Origin of the sequence: Rhodococcus sp. 5A-K4, from assembly GCF_046097995.1 — a bacterium.
GTDB classification, from domain to species: domain Bacteria; phylum Actinomycetota; class Actinomycetes; order Mycobacteriales; family Mycobacteriaceae; genus Rhodococcus_F; species Rhodococcus_F erythropolis.
Window position 1 is genome coordinate 154011 of the sequence record NZ_JBJURM010000007.1, and the last position, 14285, is coordinate 168295.

The 14285-nt window shown below is 63.4% G+C and carries 13 protein-coding genes; 10 read left to right on the forward strand and 3 right to left on the reverse strand.

Annotated elements, in window-relative coordinates:
• The first annotated feature begins 17 nt into the window (after positions 1-17).
• The 9 genes from ACKAMS_RS12040 (at position 18) to ACKAMS_RS12080 (ending at position 10043) form a co-directional block, all read left to right on the forward strand.
• The gene (locus tag ACKAMS_RS12040) at positions 18-1121 is read left to right on the forward strand and encodes an NADH:flavin oxidoreductase/NADH oxidase (protein ID WP_020908218.1); all 1104 of its coding nucleotides are present in this window, start codon (positions 18-20) and stop codon (positions 1119-1121) included.
• Positions 1122-1364: 243 nt separating this feature from the next.
• The gene (locus tag ACKAMS_RS12045) at positions 1365-2807 is read left to right on the forward strand and encodes an MFS transporter (RefSeq protein WP_029255664.1); all 1443 of its coding nucleotides are present in this window, start codon (positions 1365-1367) and stop codon (positions 2805-2807) included.
• Positions 2804-3670, forward strand: coding sequence for a ribokinase (locus ACKAMS_RS12050; protein ID WP_269577838.1), 867 nt, complete (start codon positions 2804-2806; stop codon positions 3668-3670). The genes ACKAMS_RS12045 and ACKAMS_RS12050 overlap by 4 nt, the downstream gene beginning before the upstream one ends.
• 69 nt (positions 3671-3739) lie before the next feature.
• Positions 3740-4561 carry a MerR family transcriptional regulator gene (locus ACKAMS_RS12055; RefSeq protein WP_021333411.1) on the forward strand — a complete coding sequence of 274 codons (822 nt, stop codon included), beginning with the start codon at positions 3740-3742 and terminating at the stop codon, positions 4559-4561.
• A gap of 39 nt (positions 4562-4600) precedes the next feature.
• Positions 4601-6700, forward strand: coding sequence for a DEAD/DEAH box helicase (locus ACKAMS_RS12060; RefSeq protein ID WP_046378764.1), 2100 nt, complete (start codon positions 4601-4603; stop codon positions 6698-6700).
• Positions 6701-6860: 160 nt separating this feature from the next.
• Positions 6861-7376 carry a diaminobutyrate acetyltransferase gene (gene ectA / locus ACKAMS_RS12065; protein WP_019749063.1) on the forward strand — a complete coding sequence of 172 codons (516 nt, stop codon included), beginning with the start codon at positions 6861-6863 and terminating at the stop codon, positions 7374-7376.
• Positions 7377-7424: 48 nt separating this feature from the next.
• On the forward strand, positions 7425-8687 hold the full coding sequence (ectB, locus tag ACKAMS_RS12070; RefSeq protein WP_020969986.1) for a diaminobutyrate--2-oxoglutarate transaminase: 1263 nt from the start codon (positions 7425-7427) through the stop codon (positions 8685-8687).
• 15 nt (positions 8688-8702) lie between these two features.
• The gene (locus tag ACKAMS_RS12075) at positions 8703-9101 is read left to right on the forward strand and encodes an ectoine synthase (protein ID WP_003944463.1); all 399 of its coding nucleotides are present in this window, start codon (positions 8703-8705) and stop codon (positions 9099-9101) included.
• 9 nt (positions 9102-9110) lie between these two features.
• The gene (locus ACKAMS_RS12080; RefSeq protein WP_007731007.1) at positions 9111-10043 is read left to right on the forward strand and encodes a D-isomer specific 2-hydroxyacid dehydrogenase family protein; all 933 of its coding nucleotides are present in this window, start codon (positions 9111-9113) and stop codon (positions 10041-10043) included.
• A 44-nt stretch (positions 10044-10087) separates the two neighbouring features.
• Here the strand turns inward: ACKAMS_RS12080 and ACKAMS_RS12085 are convergent, their stop codons facing one another.
• Complete coding sequence (locus ACKAMS_RS12085; protein ID WP_019749065.1) at positions 10088-10609, reverse strand: VOC family protein; 522 nt, start codon at positions 10607-10609, stop codon at positions 10088-10090.
• 50 nt (positions 10610-10659) lie between these two features.
• Between ACKAMS_RS12085 and ACKAMS_RS12090 the strand changes: the two genes are divergently transcribed.
• Positions 10660-11517, forward strand: coding sequence for an NAD-dependent protein deacetylase (locus tag ACKAMS_RS12090; RefSeq protein ID WP_019749066.1), 858 nt, complete (start codon positions 10660-10662; stop codon positions 11515-11517).
• Here ACKAMS_RS12090 and proB read toward each other — a convergent pair.
• Positions 11490-12593, reverse strand: coding sequence for a glutamate 5-kinase (gene proB / locus ACKAMS_RS12095; protein ID WP_020908223.1), 1104 nt, complete (start codon positions 12591-12593; stop codon positions 11490-11492). The two genes, ACKAMS_RS12090 and proB, sit on opposite strands and share 28 nt — an antisense overlap.
• A gap of 44 nt (positions 12594-12637) precedes the next feature.
• The gene (gene obgE / locus ACKAMS_RS12100; protein WP_019749068.1) at positions 12638-14089 is read right to left on the reverse strand and encodes a GTPase ObgE; all 1452 of its coding nucleotides are present in this window, start codon (positions 14087-14089) and stop codon (positions 12638-12640) included.
• Between the last annotated feature and the right edge of the window lie 196 nt (positions 14090-14285).

The window sequence follows — 14285 nt, forward strand, 5'->3', positions numbered from 1 at the left end:
CGAGTCAGGAGCCATCCGTGAGTGTGTTGTTCGAGCCTTTGACCCTGCGTGGCGTCACCATCCCGAACCGCGTCTGGATGGCACCGATGTGCCAGTACTCGGCCGACGTCATCGGCGACCAGGTCGGAGTGCCCAACGAGTGGCATCGCACGCATCTGGTGAGCCGTGCAATCGGCGGCACCGGCCTGATTCTCACCGAGGCGACGGCCGTCAGTCCCGAAGGCCGGATATCGGCAGCTGATCTGGGGATCTGGAACGACACGCAGGCGCAAGCCTTCGCCGAGATCAACGCGCAACTCGCGTACTTCGGCGCAGTGCCCGGAATCCAGTTGGCGCACGCCGGACGAAAAGCGTCGACGCAGGTTCCGTGGCGCGGCGGCAAGAGCCTGCCCGCCGACGACCGACTCTCGTGGCAGACGGTTGCCCCGAGCGCGGTTCCGTTCGGTCACCTTGCCGATCCGGTAGAGCTCACCACGGAGGGCATCGAGAAGGTCGTCGCGGACTTCGCAGCGGCGGCTACCCGCGCATTGAAGGCCGAATTCAAGGTCGTGGAAATTCACGCGGCCCACGGATACCTGATCCATCAGTTCCTCTCCCCCGAGAGCAACAAGCGAACGGACCGCTACGGAGGCAGCTTCGAGAACCGCATTCGATTGCTCCTCGAAATCCTGACAGCAGTCCGCGAGGTGTGGCCGGCCGAGCTACCGCTCTTCGTCCGGGTCTCGGCGACCGATTGGCTGACGGAAGAGCGTGGGCTCGAGGTCGACAGCTGGACCGCGGATCAGACCGTTGCCCTGGCCAACATCCTCTCCGATTACGGGGTCGATCTCGTCGACGTCTCCACTGGCGGCAATTCACCGGCGGCACAGATTCCGGTGGAACCGGGATACCAGGTTCCGTTCGCCCGTCGCCTGCAGAACGAGAGCCTGCTACCGGCCGCCGCCGTCGGCCTCATCACCGAACCCGAACAGGCCGAGAAGATCGTCGAAGACGGAAGCGCAGTGGCGGTGCTCCTCGGCCGCGAACTGTTGCGTGATCCCTACTGGGCGCGCCGGGCGGCCCGTGAACTGAACGCCGAGGTAGGACCGCATATCCCGTCGCAGTACGCCCGCGCCTTCTAGCCCGAAAATCGGCTCCCGCGCCCAACTTTGATAGCGTAAGCGTCTTACTTGCCGGTAGTCCGGAGCCCTGTGGGCTCCGGACACTGCCGCAGGCCAGAGCCGTGCGACGGGGGTCGCAACGAGCCACAGGGCACGCGGACGCTCGATTTCCCGACCGGCTCATCGGCGAGTGGGCAACGAAAAGATGCGTGCATCAGGTACGTGCCCCGCTCGGTTCGATGATTGCGCTGGGGAGCGCATGTCATGACTACACCAGAGAACTCGATCAGCGCTCTCGAAGTGGCCGAATCACCCGATGTCTGCGTCACCGACAATGCGTCCGTCAAGCGCGCTGTCAAGGCAACGATGCTCGGAAATGCCATGGAGTGGTTCGATTTCGGCGTTTACGCATATCTAGCTACCACTATCGGAAAAGTGTTCTTCCCGGACGCGAGCGGCAGCGCTCAACTCCTCTCGACGTTTGCAATTTTTGCAGCAGCCTTCATCGTCCGCCCTCTCGGCGGATTGTTCTTCGGTCCACTCGGTGACCGCATCGGACGCAAGAAAGTCCTTGCCACCACCATCATTCTGATGGCCGGCAGTACCTTCGCCATCGGCCTCATCCCGAGCTACGAGTCCATCGGTATCGCCGCCCCGATCCTGCTGGTACTCCTACGCCTGTTGCAGGGCTTTTCCACGGGCGGCGAATACGGCGGGGCCAGTACGTTCGTTGCCGAATACGCGCCGGACAAGCGGCGCGGTTTCTTCGCCAGCTTCCTCGAATTCGGGACTCTGGCAGGATATGTGGCGGCAGCGGGCATCGTGACGATCATCCAGACCGTCGTCAGCGCCGAGGACCTCCTCCAGTGGGGCTGGCGCATCCCCTTCCTCATTGCCGGACCGCTGGGTCTCATCGGCCTGTACCTCCGTCTACGTTTGGAGGAAACTCCCGCATTCCAGATGATGGAGCAGGCCGAAGAGCGTTCCCTCGCAGACGAATCCACCGGCAAGAAACTACGCGAAACTCTCGTCGACAACTGGCGTCCGCTTGTTCTGTGCATCGTCCTGGTGGCCACGTACAACATCGCTCACTACGGGCTGCTCAGCTACATGCCGACGTATCTGACCAACACGTTGGGTTACGACGAATCCCACGGACTCGTTCTGATGATCATCGTCATGATCGTGATGATGATGGGAATCAGCTACGTCGGAAAGTTCTCGGACCGCGTCGGGCGTAAACCCTTGCTGCTCAGCGGTTTCATCGGATTCTTCGTCCTGTCCCTGCCTGCCTACCTGTTGATCGGCATCGGCAACTACGTGACGGTCTTTTTGGGACTCGCCATTCTCGGCGGCTTGCTCCTGCTGTTCGTCGGAGTGTTCCCGTCCGTGCTTCCCGCACTCTTTCCGACCGGAATCAGGTACGGCGGCTTGGCAATCGGATACAACCTCGCGGTCTCCATCTTCGGCGGGACCACTCCCCTGGTGCTCACCGCCCTCGAAAGTGCAACGGGCAGCAACTTGGTCGCACCGATGTACATGATGATCGCCGCCGTGATCGGCGGTATCGCAGTCCTGATGATCCCCGAGACCGCACGCAAGCCACTCGACGGCTCTCCGCCCTCCGTCGCCACCGACGAGGAAGCACGCCGGATCATCCGCAAGGTTCGTCGAAAGAGAATGAAGGCCGATAACCTCGAGGTATGAGCACGCCTCGAATCGTCGTCGTCGGCAGTATCAACATGGATCTGACCACGTCAGTGTCCAGATTCCCCGCTCCGGGAGAAACGCTGCTCGGCACTGCCTTTGCCACCGCGGCCGGAGGTAAGGGCAGTAACCAGGCCATCGCCGCCGCGAAGGCCGGTGGGGACGTGTCCTTCATCGGCGCGGTCGGCGACGACGGTTTCGGGACCCAATTGCGCGAGACCCTGCAAGACGCCGGGGTCGACACCGCACTCCTACGTAGTGTCGACGGCCCGAGTGGCGTCGCGGCCATCACCGTGAGCGAAGACGCGGAGAACAACATCATCGTAGTCCCGGGCGCCAATTCCTCGGTCACCTCGTTGTCAGACGCAGACCTCGACGCGATCGCACACGCCGACGTTCTATTGTGCCAACTCGAAATCCCGGTCGAGACAGTTACAGCAGCAGCCGAGCACGCACATGCTAACGGGACGACGGTCATCCTCAATCCGTCTCCTGTGCAAGAACTTCCGGATCCACTGATCGATGCAGTCGACATCTTGATCGTCAACCAGACCGAGTCGGAGCAGTTGGCCGCGGTCACCGGTCGCGTCCGATACCTCGTCACGACGCTCGGGGCCGGCGGCGCGGATCTCCGGTCGGGCGAGGAGACAATCCACGCCGACTCCCCGGCCGTGACACCCGTGGATACAACTGGCGCAGGCGATGCTTTCACCGGCGCCTTCGCCGTGGAGTGGGTACAGGGCCAGGACCGCGCCCTGCAGTTCGCTGCCACGGCGGGAAGTCTGGCGACGACGGTCCGCGGCGCTTCGGTGTCGTCACCCACTCGCGCTGCGATCGAGAAAGTGCTGAAGCGTCAGGCTTGACTCTGACACCGTGTGAGGTCGTAAACCTGTAGGTGTCGGGTTCGTGAGGGAGAAACGGGGCAAGTAACCATGTTGAGCATCGGAGACTTCGCGAGAGCAGGTCGCGTGTCCGTGCGCATGCTCCGCCACTACGACGCCATCGGCCTGCTCGCGCCCGCGAGGGTCGACGCATCCACCGGGTACCGCTCGTACACCGCGGGCCAGTTGGCGCTGCTCAACCGCATCGTCGCACTCAAGGAGTTGGGCCTGACCCTGGCCCAGGTCCAGCAGGTGGTGGAGTCGGCAGTCACCGTCGACGAAATCCGCGGGATGCTCACGCTTCGCCGAGCAGAACTCGAGACCCGAATCCAGGAAGACACCGCGCGACTGGCGCATGTACAGGCGCGCCTACGCATCATCGAAAGTGAGGGACAGATGTCCGCATACGAGGTTGTGATCAAGTCCGTTCCGGCGCTGCGGGTCGCGGAGTTGACCGGTACCGCCAAGACGATGGATCCGTCGTCGATCGGTCCGGTGGTTCGCGGGCTGTACGAGCGCCTGTGCACCGGTTTGGATCGTGCCGGTATCGCCGCGATCGGACCTGCGCTCGCGTACTACGAGGATGCCGGTGACGACGAAAACGTCGTCGTGCATGCCGCACTACCGGTCGATGCGGATCCCGAGGGCGACTACGAGTTCGCGGTCGTCGAACTGCAGGCCGAAGCTCAGGTGGCCTCGCTGCTGCACAAGGGGTCGATGGACAACTGCCTGCCCGCCTATCAAGCCTTGGCTCAGTGGATCGACGCAGCGGGATACCGCAATGCCGGCCCCAGCCGGGAGGTCACGCTGGCGTGCCCGGAGGACGTCGACGGCTGGGTCACCGAGCTGCAGGAACCTGTTGCCAAGGCCTGAAGCCCGCACGTGTCGGCAGGGTCGTGCACCATGGGTTCCATGACCACCGCCACTGCCCCAGCCATGCGCGACGAAGCCGAGCGACTGCTCCGTGAACTCGCGGGGCCGGATGCCCGCCTACGCGAGGACCAGTGGACGGCCATCGAGGCGCTGGTGGTGCAACGCAAGCGTGCCCTCGTCGTCCAGCGGACCGGCTGGGGCAAGTCTGCGGTCTACTTCATCTCGGCGAAGCTGCTCCGGGCAACAGGTCACGGCCCGACGGTCATCGTCTCGCCCTTGTTGGCCCTGATGAGAAACCAGGTCAGTTCTGCCGAGCGTGCCGGGGTGCGAGCCGCGACCATCAACTCGGGCAATGTCACAGAGTGGGACGACATCCACGCCCGCGTCGCAGCCAATGATCTCGACGTACTTCTGGTCAGCCCCGAGCGCCTGAACAACCCCGACTTCCGCGATCAGGTTCTCCCGTCCCTGGCAGCTGATGCCGGCTTGGTAGTGGTCGACGAGGCTCACTGTGTTTCCGACTGGGGACACGACTTCCGTCCCGACTATCGGCGTATCAGGACTTTGATCGCCGAACTCGGCGAGGGCATTCCCGTCCTCGCGACCACGGCTACGGCCAACAACCGCGTCGTCGAGGACGTGTCCGCCCAACTCGGCGTCGGCGGCGAGGAAACGCTCGTACTTCGTGGCGGGCTCGAGCGCGAGTCACTTCACCTTTCCGTGGTTCACATTCCCGAGGCGACGGCGCGCGCTGCCTGGCTCGCCGACATGCTCGAGACGCTGCCGGGATCGGGCATCATCTACACGCTGACGGTTTCGGCCGCTCGCGACCTCGCAAGCCTGCTCTCCGAGCGCGGTCATACCGTCGCCGCCTACACGGGCCAGACCGATCCCACCGAACGTGAATCCCTCGAGCAGGACCTGTTGGGCAATCGCGTCAAGGCTCTGGTGGCCACCTCGGCCCTCGGGATGGGCTTCGACAAGCCTGATCTCGGGTTCGTCGTCCACCTCGGCGCACCGTCGTCACCTATCTCGTACTACCAGCAGGTGGGCCGCGCCGGGCGTTCCACCGACAGGGCCGACGTGATCCTGCTGCCGGGCGCCGAGGACAAGCAGATCTGGAGCTACTTCGCCTCGGTCGCCTTCCCCCGCGAGCATCTGGTCCGCAGCGTCATCGAGCACCTCGACACCGAAAAGGCCACGTCGACACCGGCACTCGAACCGCTGGTGGAGCTCAATCGCACCCGTCTCGAAATGGTCCTCAAAGTTCTCGACGTCGACGGCGCGGTCAAACGAGTCAAGGGCGGTTGGATCAGCACCGGGGAACCTTGGGTGTACGACGCCGAGCGCTACGGTCGACTCGACGACGCTCGCCAGGCCGAGCAGGCTGCAATGGTCGAGTACCAGAGCATCACCACGTGCCGAATGACCTTCCTGCGTGAACAACTCGACGATCCTGGTCTGACATCGGAGAACTCACAGTGTGGACGCTGTGACAACTGCACCGGCAATCGCTACGACACCACTGTCGACACCACCGCCCTCGACGAGACTCGGGCGCGCTTGCAGCGCCCCGGATTCGACCTGGAGCCGCGCAAGATGTGGCCGACCGGCCTGAGCAAGCTGGGCGTCAAGCTGTCCGGGAAGATCACCGAGGGACCGGAAACCGGGCGCATTCTCGGACGGATGTCGGACCTGGGCTGGGGCCAACGTCTCCGCGCGCTTTTCGACGGACCCGACGCCGAGGTACCCGATGCGGTGGTCAGCGCGTGTATCAGCGTTCTGGCCGCCTGGAATTGGGCCGAGCGCCCCACCGGTGTCATGGCCCTCGAATCCACGACGCATCCGTTGCTGGTGTCGAGCCTGGCTGCCAAGCTGGCCGAGGTCGGGCGATTGACCGACCTGGGCACCCTTCGCTTGCGACCCGACCACCCTCCGGTGTCGGCAGCGAACTCCGCCTATCGCGTGTCCGGACTGGTCGATGTTTGGGAAGTCCCGGACATGAGTATCCATCAGGGACCGATACTTCTTGTCGACGCAATCGCCGACACCGGTTGGACTTTCACGATGGCCGCACGCGCACTTCGGCAGGCGGGTGCGCATTCGGTCCTCCCATTGGCGCTCGCGAGCCCCAAATAGCGAGTTTTGGCCCGAAATAGTCGCTCGGACAACACCAAAAGTTACATAATGTGAGCACGATCACATTCATGTCCTCACCTGGGGCGCAACGGGTTCCGCACGGCCCGAAACGGACATCTGCATGACTTCGACAGCAATGATTGTTACGTTCAGATGACCGATGAAGCCTGTTGATACGAGAGCTATCCCGACCACCGCGCCGGACGCGGTGTTGTTCAGAAGCCCACAGATCGATGACGGAGTCCGGCTCTGGGAGATCGCACGTGATTCGAAGGTGCTCGACCTCAATTCGAGTTATGCATACCTGTTGTGGTGCAGGGATTTCAGCGCGACGTCCATCGTCGCAGAGGTAGACGGCCGCGTAGTCGGATTCGTTTCCGGTTATACCCGTCCCAGCGCGCAGGAAACCCTGTTCGTGTGGCAAGTCGCGGTCGACGAGGACCAGCGCGGCAAGGCAATTGCTGCTCGCATGCTGTCCGACTTGATGGATCGCACTGCCCCACTGGGTGTTACACATCTGGAGACGACGATCAGCCCCGACAACGAGGCTTCGATCGCACTCTTCACCGCGCTCGCACGTCGACGCGAAGTACCGATAACCAGGCAGAACTTGTTCTCGCCCAAAGATTTTCCCGATGGACACGAAGCCGAAGATCTTTACACGATCGGCGCCTAGCGCATTTCGCGCTCGGCATACAGCATGCCCCGGAGGAACAAAGAAGATATGAATATCAACGAAGCAAGCATTTTCGAAACCCTCGAGTCCGAGGTCCGCAGCTACTGCCGTGACTGGCCTGCGGTGTTCACCAGCGCATCCGGATCCTGGATTCGTGACGAAAACGGACGCGAATACCTCGATTTCTTCGCCGGTGCCGGCGCCCTCAACTACGGCCACAACAACCCGGTGCTCAAATCGGCGCTGGTCGACTACATCATGAGCGACGGCATCACGCACGGCCTCGACATGTCGACAGTCGCCAAGCGCGAGTTCCTCGAGACCTTTCAGCGCAACATCCTCGAGCCGCGCGGCCTGGACTACAAGGTCCAGTTCCCCGGCCCGACCGGATCGAACACCGTCGAGGCTGCACTGAAGCTGGCTCGCAAGGTGACCGGACGTTCGGCAGTCATCAACTTCACCAACGCATTTCACGGAATGACACTTGGTGCACTCTCCGTGACCGGCAACTCGATGAAGCGCGCGGGCGCCGGTGTTCCGCTCGTGCACACGACACCGATGCCCTTCGACAACTACTTCGACGGCGTCACCGAGGACTTCCAGTGGTTCTCCCGCGTTCTCGATGATTCCGGTAGCGGCATCAACCGTCCCGCGGCAGTGATCGTCGAGACCGTTCAGGGCGAAGGCGGCGTCAATGTCGCTCGCCCCGAATGGCTTCGGGCACTGGCAACACTGTGCTCGGATCGTGGCATCCTGCTGATCGTCGACGACGTCCAGATGGGCTGCGGCCGCACCGGCCCGTTCTTCTCCTTCGAAGAGGCCGGAATCGTTCCCGACATCGTCACGCTGTCCAAGTCGATCAGCGGTTACGGAATGCCGATGGCGCTCACGCTGTTCAAGCGTGAACTCGACGTCTGGGGACCGGGCGAACACAACGGCACCTTCCGTGGCAACAACCCGGCGTTCGTCACCTCCAAGGTTGCACTCGACCACTACTGGTCCGACGACGCACTGACGAAGACAACCTTGAAGAAGGGCGCACGCATCAGCGAATGCTTCGCCAATCTCTCCGATCAGTTCCCCGGCGAGGTCTCGCACCGTGGACGCGGCCTGGTTCAGGGCCTCGTTTTCGATCAGCCCGAGCGCGCCGGCAAGGTCTGCCAGCTGGCATTCGACGAGGGATTGCTCGCGGAGACCTCCGGACCCTCCGACCAGGTTGTGAAACTGCTTCCGGCACTGACGATTACCGATGACGAGCTCGAGCACGGCCTCTCCATCCTGGCCGAGGCGACACTCAAGGTCTGCAGCTAGAGGAAGGACTCTCCCATGATCGTTCGCACCACCACCGAGATCACCGACACCGACCGCGACATCACGAGCGAGGACGGCAACTGGCGCAGCAAGCGCATCGTCCTCGGCGGCGACCGCGTCGGGTTCTCGTTCCACGAAACCACCATCAAGGCAGGTTCGGTCAACGAGTTCCACTACGCCAACCACGTCGAAGCGGTCTGGCTCGTCGAGGGCACCGGCAAGCTGATCGACCTGGACAACAACAAGGAATACGATCTCGCACCGGGGTCGATGTACCTGCTCAACGGTCACGAGCGTCACCGCGTCGAGCCCGATACGCAGATGCGCATGCTCTGCGTTTTCAATCCGCCGGTCACCGGGCGTGAGGTACACGACGAGAACGGTGTCTACCCACTGGTGGAGGTCCCCGCGTAGCGTCTAGTCATGGCGACTGACACCTCTCCACGCGTAGCGATCGGCCCCGTCCCCGATGCACTGCTCGACAGCGCGGTGCTTCGGGGCGGAGGTCTGATCAGTCCGATCGACACTGCCGACGCCCTGATCTGGGCGGGCTCACCCGAAACTTTTCCGTCGGAGTTACCGGCGTCGGTCAGGTGGGTGCAGCTGCCGTCGGCGGGAATCGAGGATTGGTTCGACTCCGGCGTGATTCCGAAGGACACCGAAATCACGTGGACCTCGGCGGCCGGCGCGTTTTCGGCCTCGGTGGCCGAGCACGCGCTCATGCTGCTGTTGGCCGGAGTTCGTCACCTGCCCGCACACATCGAAGCTCGAACGTGGCGTCAGTTCGAGTTCTTTCCCAAGATCGGCACCCTTCGTGGCTCGACGGTTGCGATCATCGGCGCAGGCGGTATCGGCCGCGCGCTGATTCCGATGCTGGCCGCGCAGGGGGCGGACAGCATCGCAGTCAATCGTTCCGGTAGCCCGGTTCCCGGGGCCATCTCGACGTACCCCGCATCCAGGATGGATGAAATCTATTCTCGCGCAGATCACTTCGTGATCGCTGCGCCCGCCACCCCGGCCACCCGTCACCTCGTTGGCCGCGCGCAGTTGGCGGCGATGCAACCCCATTCCTGGGTGATCAATGTCGCGCGCGGATCACTGGTCGATACCGACGCGCTGGTCGAGGCAATCGAGTCGGAGCAGATCGGCGGCGCCGGTCTCGACGTCACCGACCCCGAACCCCTCCCGGACGGTCACCCGCTGTGGGATCTGACGAATGCGATCATCACACCCCACGATTCCAATCCGCCGGGAGTTCGCCCCGCCGCGTTTGCGGATCACGTCTCCAAGAACGTGACCCGCTTCGCGAAGGGCGAGGCACTGGCTGCCCTCGTCGACCCGGTCGCCGGATACTGAGCACGCCGCCGCAGCCTGAATGATCCGGTGAAAGCTGCCGAAAGTTACTGTGGCGAATCCGTATCCGGGAAGAAGAGCGCCCGCGCCCGGCGAGCCACCTCCTCCGCAGGTACGTCCTCGACCTTCGTGCATACGGCCCACCGATGGCCGAATGGGTCGAGAAACACTCCGTGCCGGTCACCCGAGAACGTATCGGCGACCGCCGTGACCAGCGTGGCTCCCTCGGCGACGGCCCGATCGACGAACTCATCCGTGTCCTCGGTGTAAACGACGATGGACGAATGCACCCAGCCGTCCTGCGGCGACCTGAGACCGAAGTCCGGCATCTCCTGCGAAAGCTGCAGCATCGAATCACCGATCCGAATCTCGGCATGCATGAGAGTGCCGTCAGGTGCATTCATCGCGTCGACGATCTCAGCTCCGAGTGCTCGTTTGTAGTAGTCGAGTGCGGCATGGCCGTCCGGCACCGCAAGGTAGGGAGTGATCGTGTGGTAACCAGCGGGAATTGGGTTCACTGTGTTCATGTCTACGAGTATCGACAGTCGTACACGTGTTCTATTGAACATTTCGGACTTCCTCCGCGCCGCCGTCTCGCACACGCGCCTATCCTGGAACGGTGCCTACCGACAACAGCCGCCTCGACGCCCTTCCCGAGCTCCTGGCCGGCCGTCGCCTGGCAGTTCTGACGGGTGCAGGCATCTCCACCGACTCCGGAATCCCGGACTACCGTGGCCCCGATTCACCCCCGCGCAATCCGATGACGTTCCAGCAGTTCATCGGGGATCCGGCGTTTCGACGTCACTACTGGGCGCGTAACCACATCGGCTGGCGATACATGGACAGCTCGCGGCCCAACCAGGGCCACCGGGCCGTCGCGGCACTCGAGCGAACAGGGCGAGCCGTCGGTGTGATCACCCAGAACGTCGACCTCCTGCACACCAAGGCCGGCGCGCGAAACGTCATCGACCTCCACGGCACCTACGCGCAGGTTCGATGCCTGAGCTGCCAGCGGCTGATCTCCCGCACCACTCTCGCCGAGAGACTGGAGGAAGCCAACCCCGGATTTGCCGAAACTGTGGCTGCTGCAACGGGAGTCGAGATCGCGCCCGATGCAGATGCCGTGATCGAATCCACCGCACACTTTCGCGTCGTGGATTGCGCCGTGTGCGGTGGGCTACTCAAGCCGGACATCGTCTACTTCGGTGAATCCGTCCCCAAGGAACGTGTGGCCCGGGCGTACAGCCTCGTCGACCAAGCCGATGCACTGTTGGTAGCCGGGTCGTCGTTGACGGTGATGTCCGGTCTGCGTTTCGTGCGGCATGCCGCCAAGACCGGGAAGCCGATCGCCATCGTCAATCGCGGAACGACCCGAGGTGACGAATACGCCGACCTCAAGCTCGAAGTCGGTTGTGCTGAAGCACTTTCCGCCCTGGTCGAGTACGACAGCTACAGCGCCACCAAGTCGTCCGCGTGAACCACGGGACGCTGCATGTCGGCCGGTAGATCGGCGGTGGAGCGCCCCAGGATCTCCTCGATCTCCGTAGCGTCGAACGCAACGACACCCCGAGCGACGGGCTTCTCCCCCGGTCCCATCAGCGACACGACATCGCCGGCGTGAAAATCGCCGGACACACCGACGATGCCCGCGGACAGCAGGCTTCGACGCTTGGACACCACCGCGCGAACGGCGCCTTCGTCGAGGTGAAGGTCACCCGATGTGTCAGCGGCGTGACGTACCCAGAATCGGCGAGCCGACAATCGCGTCGGCCGGGGCGCAAATGCTGTTCCGACATCGGCACCACTGAGTGCCTGCGCAGCGTCCGATGCTGCCGCGAGCAGCACCGGCACTCCGGAATCAGCGGCCAGGCGTGCTGCTGAGAGCTTTGACGCCATGCCTCCGGTACCGAGAGCGCCACCCGATCCGGCAACCACACCGTCGAGATCCTCGGGACTGTTGACCTCGGGAATCAGTGTGGCATCGCCCTTTCGGGGATCCCCGTCGTACAGGCCGTCCACATCCGACAACAGGATCAACGCGTCGGCGCCGACGAGATGAGCAACCAGAGCAGCCAGCCGATCGTTGTCACCGAATCGAAGTTCGGTGGTGGCAACGGTGTCGTTCTCGTTCACGATCGCCACCGCGTGCAATGCCCGTAGACGATCGAGTGTCCGTTGGGCGTTGCGGTGCTGCGTCCGTCGAGCAATGTCGTCCGCCGTGAGTAGAACCTGCCCGACGGTTCGCCCGTAACGGGCGAACGACGTACCCCAGGCGTGAGCCAGCGCCAACTGACCGACGCTGGCCGCAGCCTGCTTGGTCGCGAGATCCCGCGGTCGCTTGGTCAGTCCCAGCGGCGCCAGTCCGGCGCCGACGGCACCGGACGAGACGACGACTACATCGGAGCCCGCGCGCATGCGGGTCTCGATGGCATCGGCCAACAGATCAAGTCGGTGAGTGTCGAGTCCCGCCACCAGACTGGTGAGCGCAGACGACCCGATCTTCACGACGATACTGTGAGCCGACGCTATCGACTCCCTGGTGGACCCGAGCACAGTCCCGTTCCCTCTCTTCGGTTTTCGTCCTGAAATCGCGTGAGTCAGGCGTCTTCGTCGAGCAGCCCGCGGCGGACGCGACGAGCATGCTTGCGCTCGTCGGCGCCGATACGCTCCACCTGATCGAGACGCGGGTCGGTTCCACGGCCCGTACGGGTCAGATCGATACCGGCCGGCGTCATCGGCTCCCACTCGAAGCTGACGTCACCGATGGTGACGGAAGCCCCTGGCTGAGCGCCCTTCTTGACCAATGCGTCCTCGACACCCAAGCGTGCAAGACGGTCGGCGAGGTAACCAACGGCTTCGTCGTTGTCGAAGGCGGTCTGACGAATCCACCGCTCCGGGCGGGTGCCTCGGACGACGAACCCACCGGGGATATCGGGATCCTTCTCGATGGTGAAGCTGGAATCCTTGACCTTGACCGGGCGAATGACCTGGCGCTTCGGCTCGGGCTTCGGATGAGCTTCGCGGTAGTCGCGGACCATCTTCGCCAGCGCGAATGTCAACGGTCGCAGACCTTCTCGGCTCACCGCCGAGATGGTGAAGACCGGCCATCCGCGAGCTTCGATCTCGGGTGTGACCATTTCGGCCAGCTCGGCTGCCTCCGGAACGTCGGTCTTGTTCAGGATGACGACGCGCGGGCGCTTGTCGAGGTCACCGAGTCCCGAGTCGCCGGAGAGCGCGGGCGTGTACGCGGCCAGCTCTGCTTCCAGGGCGTCGATGTCGGATATCGGGTCACGCCCCGGATCGAGGGTGGCGCAGTCGATCACGTGCGCCAATACGGCGCAGCGTTCGATGTGGCGCAGGAAGTCCAGGCCCAAACCGCGGCCTTCGCTGGCACCGGGGATCAGCCCGGGCACGTCGGCGACGGTGAAGGTGGTGTCACCGCTCGAGACGACGCCGAGGTTGGGGACCAGAGTGGTGAAGGGGTAGTCGGCGATCTTCGGCTTGGCCGCCGAGAGAACGGACACCAGCGAAGACTTACCGGCAGAGGGAAATCCGAGCAGACCGACGTCGGCTACCGACTTGAGTTCGAGAACCAGGTCACGCTCGACACCGTCTTCACCGAGGAGTGCGAAACCTGGGGCCTTGCGAGCCTTCGAGGCGAGTGCTGCGTTGCCGAGTCCGCCGCGGCCGCCCTGAGCGGCGTCGTAGCGCGAGCCGACACCGACGAGGTCGGCAAGGACGTTGCCGTCGGTATCGAGAACCACAGTTCCATCCGGGACCTTGAGGATGAGGTCTTCACCGTTTGCACCCTCGCGGTTACTGCCGGCGCCCTGCTTGCCGTTGGTCGCCTTCGCGTTGGGATGGAAGTGAAAGTCGAGGAGGGTGTGGATGTTCTCGTCGACCACGAGGATGACGTCGCCACCGCGACCTCCGTTGGCACCGTCCGGACCGCCGAGCGGTTTGAACTTCTCGCGGTGTACGGAGGCGCAACCATTGCCGCCTTTTCCAGCGCTGACGTGCAGCACAACACGGTCAATGAATCGGGACATGACTGCCGGATCCTTCCTCAGTCAATTGCGGGTCTCACGCGATGAGCTGAACTTCTGGTGAGCAGGGTTGCTCGGGGTAAAACTGGCACTGCTTAAACAAACGATAGGGGCGGACCGGGTTATTTCAACCCTGGTCCGCCCCTATCGGGAGCTTGGAACGCGTCACTCTCTTACCGAAAGTAGAACCGGTGACGCA

Excerpts from the sequence above, each read along its gene's own strand:
- ACKAMS_RS12045 (WP_029255664.1), top strand. The coding sequence starts at position 1,365 with ATGACTACACCAGAGAACTCGATCAGCGCTCTCGAAGTGGCCGAATCA.
- ACKAMS_RS12050 (WP_269577838.1), top strand. The coding sequence starts at position 2,804 with ATGAGCACGCCTCGAATCGTCGTCGTCGGCAGTATCAACATGGATCTG.
- ACKAMS_RS12055 (WP_021333411.1), top strand. The coding sequence starts at position 3,740 with ATGTTGAGCATCGGAGACTTCGCGAGAGCAGGTCGCGTGTCCGTGCGC.
- ACKAMS_RS12060 (WP_046378764.1), top strand. The coding sequence starts at position 4,601 with ATGACCACCGCCACTGCCCCAGCCATGCGCGACGAAGCCGAGCGACTG.
- ectA (WP_019749063.1), top strand. The coding sequence starts at position 6,861 with ATGAAGCCTGTTGATACGAGAGCTATCCCGACCACCGCGCCGGACGCG.
- ectB (WP_020969986.1), top strand. The coding sequence starts at position 7,425 with ATGAATATCAACGAAGCAAGCATTTTCGAAACCCTCGAGTCCGAGGTC.
- ACKAMS_RS12075 (WP_003944463.1), top strand. The coding sequence starts at position 8,703 with ATGATCGTTCGCACCACCACCGAGATCACCGACACCGACCGCGACATC.
- ACKAMS_RS12080 (WP_007731007.1), top strand. The coding sequence starts at position 9,111 with ATGGCGACTGACACCTCTCCACGCGTAGCGATCGGCCCCGTCCCCGAT.
- ACKAMS_RS12085 (WP_019749065.1), bottom strand. The coding sequence starts at position 10,609 with ATGTTCAATAGAACACGTGTACGACTGTCGATACTCGTAGACATGAAC.
- obgE (WP_019749068.1), bottom strand. The coding sequence starts at position 14,089 with ATGTCCCGATTCATTGACCGTGTTGTGCTGCACGTCAGCGCTGGAAAA.